The sequence below is a fragment of the Stenotrophomonas sp. 05L44_2 genome (assembly GCF_056665995.1).
In genome coordinates this window covers 1-4,703 of the sequence record NZ_JBFTNR010000590.1, presented here as the reverse complement: position 1 = coordinate 4,703, position 4,703 = coordinate 1, and the positions used below count along the sequence as shown (strand labels likewise).

The 4,703-nt window shown below is 67.7% G+C and carries 4 protein-coding genes; all 4 read left to right on the top strand.

Going from position 1 to position 4,703, the window contains the following annotated elements; translation table 11 throughout:
* On the top strand, positions 1-775 hold a 775-nt coding region (locus AC1VAN_RS17875; protein ID WP_480986345.1), incomplete at its 5' end, for a FecCD family ABC transporter permease.
* On the top strand, positions 772-1,533 hold the full coding sequence (locus tag AC1VAN_RS17870) for a heme ABC transporter ATP-binding protein (RefSeq protein ID WP_480986344.1): 762 nt from the start codon (positions 772-774) through the stop codon (positions 1,531-1,533). The genes AC1VAN_RS17875 and AC1VAN_RS17870, both read left to right, overlap by 4 nt.
* Positions 1,534-1,602: 69 nt before the next feature.
* Positions 1,603-2,352, top strand: coding sequence for a hypothetical protein (locus tag AC1VAN_RS17865; RefSeq protein ID WP_032974801.1), 750 nt, complete (start codon positions 1,603-1,605; stop codon positions 2,350-2,352).
* Positions 2,353-2,574: 222 nt separating this feature from the next.
* Positions 2,575-4,617, top strand: coding sequence for an elongation factor G (fusA, locus tag AC1VAN_RS17860; RefSeq protein ID WP_134832522.1), 2,043 nt, complete (start codon positions 2,575-2,577; stop codon positions 4,615-4,617).
* The last annotated feature ends 86 nt before the right edge of the window (positions 4,618-4,703 follow it).

The following is a 4,703-nucleotide window of genomic DNA, read 5'->3' as shown; positions in this document are numbered from 1 at the left end:
CCTGCAGGGACTGTTCGGCAATCCGCTGGCCGATCCGGGCATCGTCGGTGTCAGCCAGGGCGCCGCGCTGGGTGCCGTGGCGGCGATCGTGCTGGGCGCTGCGGGTGCAGCCGGCTGGCTGGTGCCGGTGGCGGCCTTCGGCGGCGGTGCCGCCGCGATCGGGCTGACCTACGCGCTGGCGCGGCCGGGCAAGGGCAGTGGCAATGCCACGCTGTTGCTGGTGGGCATTGCGATGGCCGCGTTCTGTTCGGCACTGATCGGCTTCCTGACCTACATCGCCAACGAAAGCGAGCTGCAATCACTGGTGTTCTGGCAGATGGGCTCGCTGGCGCGCGCGAACTGGGCCGACGTGGTGGCGGTGCTGCCGCTGTTCGCCATCGGCGCGTTCGCACTGCATCGCTTGGCCACGCCGCTGGACATGCTGGCGCTCGGCGAGCGCCAGGCACAGCATCTGGGGCTGGACGTGGCGCGTACACGGCGCCTGCTGGTGGCCTTCAGTGCGCTGCTGGTCGGCGCGGCGGTAGCGTTCGCCGGCTCGATCAGTTTCGTCGGCCTGGTGGTGCCGCACGTGGCGCGCCTGCTGGTTGGCCCTGGCCACCGCTGGCTGCTGCCGTTGTCGGGTCTACTGGGTGCACTGCTGATCGTGGTGGCCGACACTGCGGCGCGCACCCTGGACCCGCCTGCCGAGATTCCGCTGGGCCTGTTCTCCGCCGCGCTGGGCGCGCCGTTCTTCCTCTGGCTGGTGCTGCAGCAGCGCCGCAAGGCGGCGGCATGAGCGCCTTCCTGCAACTGCGCGACGTGGTGGTGCGTCGCCAGCAGCGCGAGATCCTGCATGGCATCACCCTCGCATTCGAGCCGGGCAYGGTGACGGCGCTGGTGGGGCCCAACGGTGCCGGCAAGTCGACCCTGCTGGGGGTGGCGGCTGGCGATCTGCGTGCCGACGGTGGCGATGTGCAGCTGCATGGACGTCCGCTGCGCGACTACAGGGCCGGRCCGCTTGCKCGCGAACGTGCGGTGATGCCGCAGGAGCACGGCGTGCGCTTCGCCTTCAGCGTGGARGAAGTGGTGGCGATGGGRCGCCTGCCGCACCCGCCGGATCCGCAGGCGGATGAGGCCCAGGTGGAGCGGGCGATCAATGCTGCCGAACTGCAGGCGCTGCGCCTGCGCGAAGTGCAGCAGTTGTCCGGCGGCGAATCGGCGCGCACCACGTTCGCGCGCGTGCTGGCACAGGACACGCCGTTGCTGCTGCTGGATGAGCCTACGGCTGCCTTGGATCTGCGCCACCAGGAGCGCACCCTGCGCAGCGTACGGGCCTGCGCCGAAGCCGGTGCGTGCGTGATCGTGGTGCTGCATGACCTCAACCTGGCGGCCGGATACTCCGATCGCATCGTATTGCTGGAGCAGGGCAGGGTGGCCGCTGACGGCACGCCTTCGCACGTGCTGACCGAGGGCAACCTGCAGCGTGTCTACCAGCAGGACGTGGTGGTGCTGCAGCATCCGCGACGCGGTGTGCCATTGGTTGTGGTGACCTGATGCAGTAAAGCTTCCTTGCGCAGCGCGACGTATCATTGTCGGTTCGTTTTTCTCAACGGAATGACCCCCATGAACTACATCCTCCCGCGCGCGACACTGCTGGCTTCGATCATTGCTGCATCGTGCACGGCGCACGCCGCTCCCGTCCGCACGGTTGTGCTGGACAAGGTGGCTGACCAGGCGACCTCGATCGAAATCCGCCATGCGAAGGGCGCCGGCGCCGCCTCCGATCTTTTCACCACGCACTACTACACCGGTGGCGCGATGCTGATGGCCTGGGGCAATCAAAGCGTGCTGCTGCTCTGCAAGAAGTCGGCGTATCTGAAGCTGCCGGGCATGAAGCCTGCGGCCAGCGAACTGCCGCTGGAGAAGCGGCAGATGATCGGCTACGAAGCGATGATGGCCGGCTACGGCAGCCTCGCTTCGATCAGTGGACTGGTGGATGGCAAGATCGAGGTGGCCGATGACGGCAGTGAAGTGCGCCGCCAGGCCGAGCGGTCGTGGGCCTACGGCGTTGAGCGTTACGACGTGATCAGCCAGCGCATGCCCAATGGTGCGCTACGCGTGCGCGCACTGAAGACCGCCACGGTGAACAACGCAAAGCCGTCCAAGCCGGGCGACACCTTCAGCACCGATGACGACCAGGCTGCCCGCCTGAGCGAGCTGGGTGCGGTGGGCGCCTGGACTGAAGTGACCATCCACGACACGCCCCGTCGAGGCGAGATCAATGCCGCCTTCCCGCTGAAGGACTGGGTGTCGGTGACGGGGGATCACGCCGCGACGGTGGGTGAGGCGCGGCGGATCAATGGGTGCGAATGATCGTTCCTGGGTGATTGCTGCCCCGTTGCGCCTCATCGTTCCATCCATGCGCGCAATATTCACTTGCGCGCCAGATTGACAGGTCTAGAATGCGCTGCATGAACCGGATGCCGCTCCTGAAGTTTTTCACCCTGACCCGCGCAAGCGCGGAACGGGCGTGTCTGCCTCCGTTGCCAACCGGCGTGTGCGGCCCCCGAAGTTGGCCCAGCAGGAACCTTTCTCATGAACACCAACACCCAGACTCTGTCGCGTCTTCGCAACCTCGGCATCATTGCCCACATCGACGCTGGCAAAACCACCCTTACCGAACGCCTTCTGTGGAAGACCGGCGAGATCCACCGCGTCGGCGAAGTGCATGACGGCAACGCGACCACCGACTTCTCGGCGATCGAGCGCGAACGTGGCATCACCATCGGTGCGGCCGCCGTGCACGCACAGTGGGCGCCACGCGATCTGCCGCTGCACCAGCTGACCCTGATCGACACGCCCGGCCACATCGACTTCGCCATCGAGGTCGAGCGCTCGCTGCGCGTGCTCGACGGTGCCGTGGCCGTGTTTTCGGCCGTGGACGGCGTGCAGCCGCAATCGGAAACCGTGTGGCGCCAGGCGCGCCGGCATGGCGTGCCGTTGATTGCGTTCGTCAACAAGATGGATCGCATCGGCGCTTCTTTCGAGCGCGTGCTGGAGCAGCTGCAGGACAAGCTGCGCGCGCGACCGTGGGCGCTGGGCGTGCCGTTGGGCAGTGAGGGCGACTTCCACGGCTGGGTCGACCTGGTCGATGGCCGCGTGCTGCAGTGGCAGGACGCGGCCGCGGCGACGGTGACGGCATGGAGCGAAGCCGAGCGCGCGCAGTGGCAACCGCAGCGCAATGCGCTGGTCGAAGCCGTGGCCGACCATGATGATGTGCTGGCAACGGCATGGCTGGAAGGCCGTGACATCGACGCGGCGACGCTGCGCGCAGCGATCCGTCGCGCGACGCTGGCGGGCGCCGGCGTACCGGTGCTGGCGGGTGCTGCCTTCAAGGACAAGGGCATCGAAACGCTGCTGGATGCGGTGGTCGATTACCTGCCGTCGCCGCTGGATCGTCCTGCGGTCACTGCCGAAGGCGAGGGCGGCGACGTCCTGCTGCCGCCGGACCCGGACGGTCCGTTGGCTGGCCTGCTGTTCAAGATCACCCACCAGCAGCACGGTGCGTTGAGCTTCGTGCGGCTGTACTCGGGTACCTTGAAGGTCGGCGACAACGTGGCCAGCTCGCAGCACCCGCAAGGGCGTCGCATCAGCCGGCTGGTGCGCGTGCAGGCCGACCAGACCCAGGACATCGGGCAGGCCGTGGCCGGCGACATCGTGGCGGTGCTGGGTTGGAAGGATGCGGTCAGCGGTGAAACGCTGAGCGGGCGAGGGCAGCCGCTGCGCCTGGAGAGCATCCAGGCACAGGCCCCGGTACTGGCCTGGCGGTTGGAGCCGGCACGTGCGGCCGACCTGATCCGGCTGGCGCAGGGCCTGGCAAGCCTGGCCCAGGAAGATCCCTCGTTCCGGGTGGAAACCGATCGCGAGACCGGTGAAACCCTGGCCTGGGGCATGGGCGAGCTGCACCTGGAGGTGATGGTCGAGCGGCTGCGCAGCGAATGGAAGTTGGACATCGGCATTGGCGCGCCGCGCGTGGCTTACCAGGAAACGCCGCAGCGTGCCGTGGAAGGCGTCGTGGGCCGCCTGGTCAAGCAGACCGGTGGCCAGGGCCAGTTCGCGCACGTGGTGCTGGATGTAGTGCCGCGCGACGACGGCGAGGTCGTGTTCAATGACCGCATCGTCGGTGGCGTGGTGCCGCGCAACTTCATCGCTGCGGTGGAGAAGGGCGTTCGTGCCGCGCTGTCGGAAGGCCCGCAGGGCCATCCGGTAGTCGGCATCGAAGTCAGCCTGGTGGATGGCCAGACCCACGCGAAGGATTCGTCGGAGATGGCGTTCCATCGGGCCGGCAGCGAGGGCATCAAGGCCGCGTTGGCGGCCAGCGGTACGCAGCTGCTGGAGCCGGTGATGGCGGTGACGGTGCATTCGCCGTCGGCCTCGGTGGGGGACGTGGTGGGTGATCTGAATCGCCGCCATGGACGCGTTGCCCGCATCGACGACCAGGACGGTCGCGCCGAAGTCAGCGGATTCGCGCCGCTGGCRCAGCTGGTCGGGTATACGACCTCGCTGCGTTCGCTGAGCCAGGGACGGGCCAGCAGCGAATCGCACCTGCATGGCTACGAGCCGGTGCGTGCAGCGTAAGGTGGATGCAGGGAGCCCGTTCGCGGGCTCCCTTTTTTTGTATTAGCGAGGGGGTCATCCACGCATGGCGTGGATCTACTTCCCAC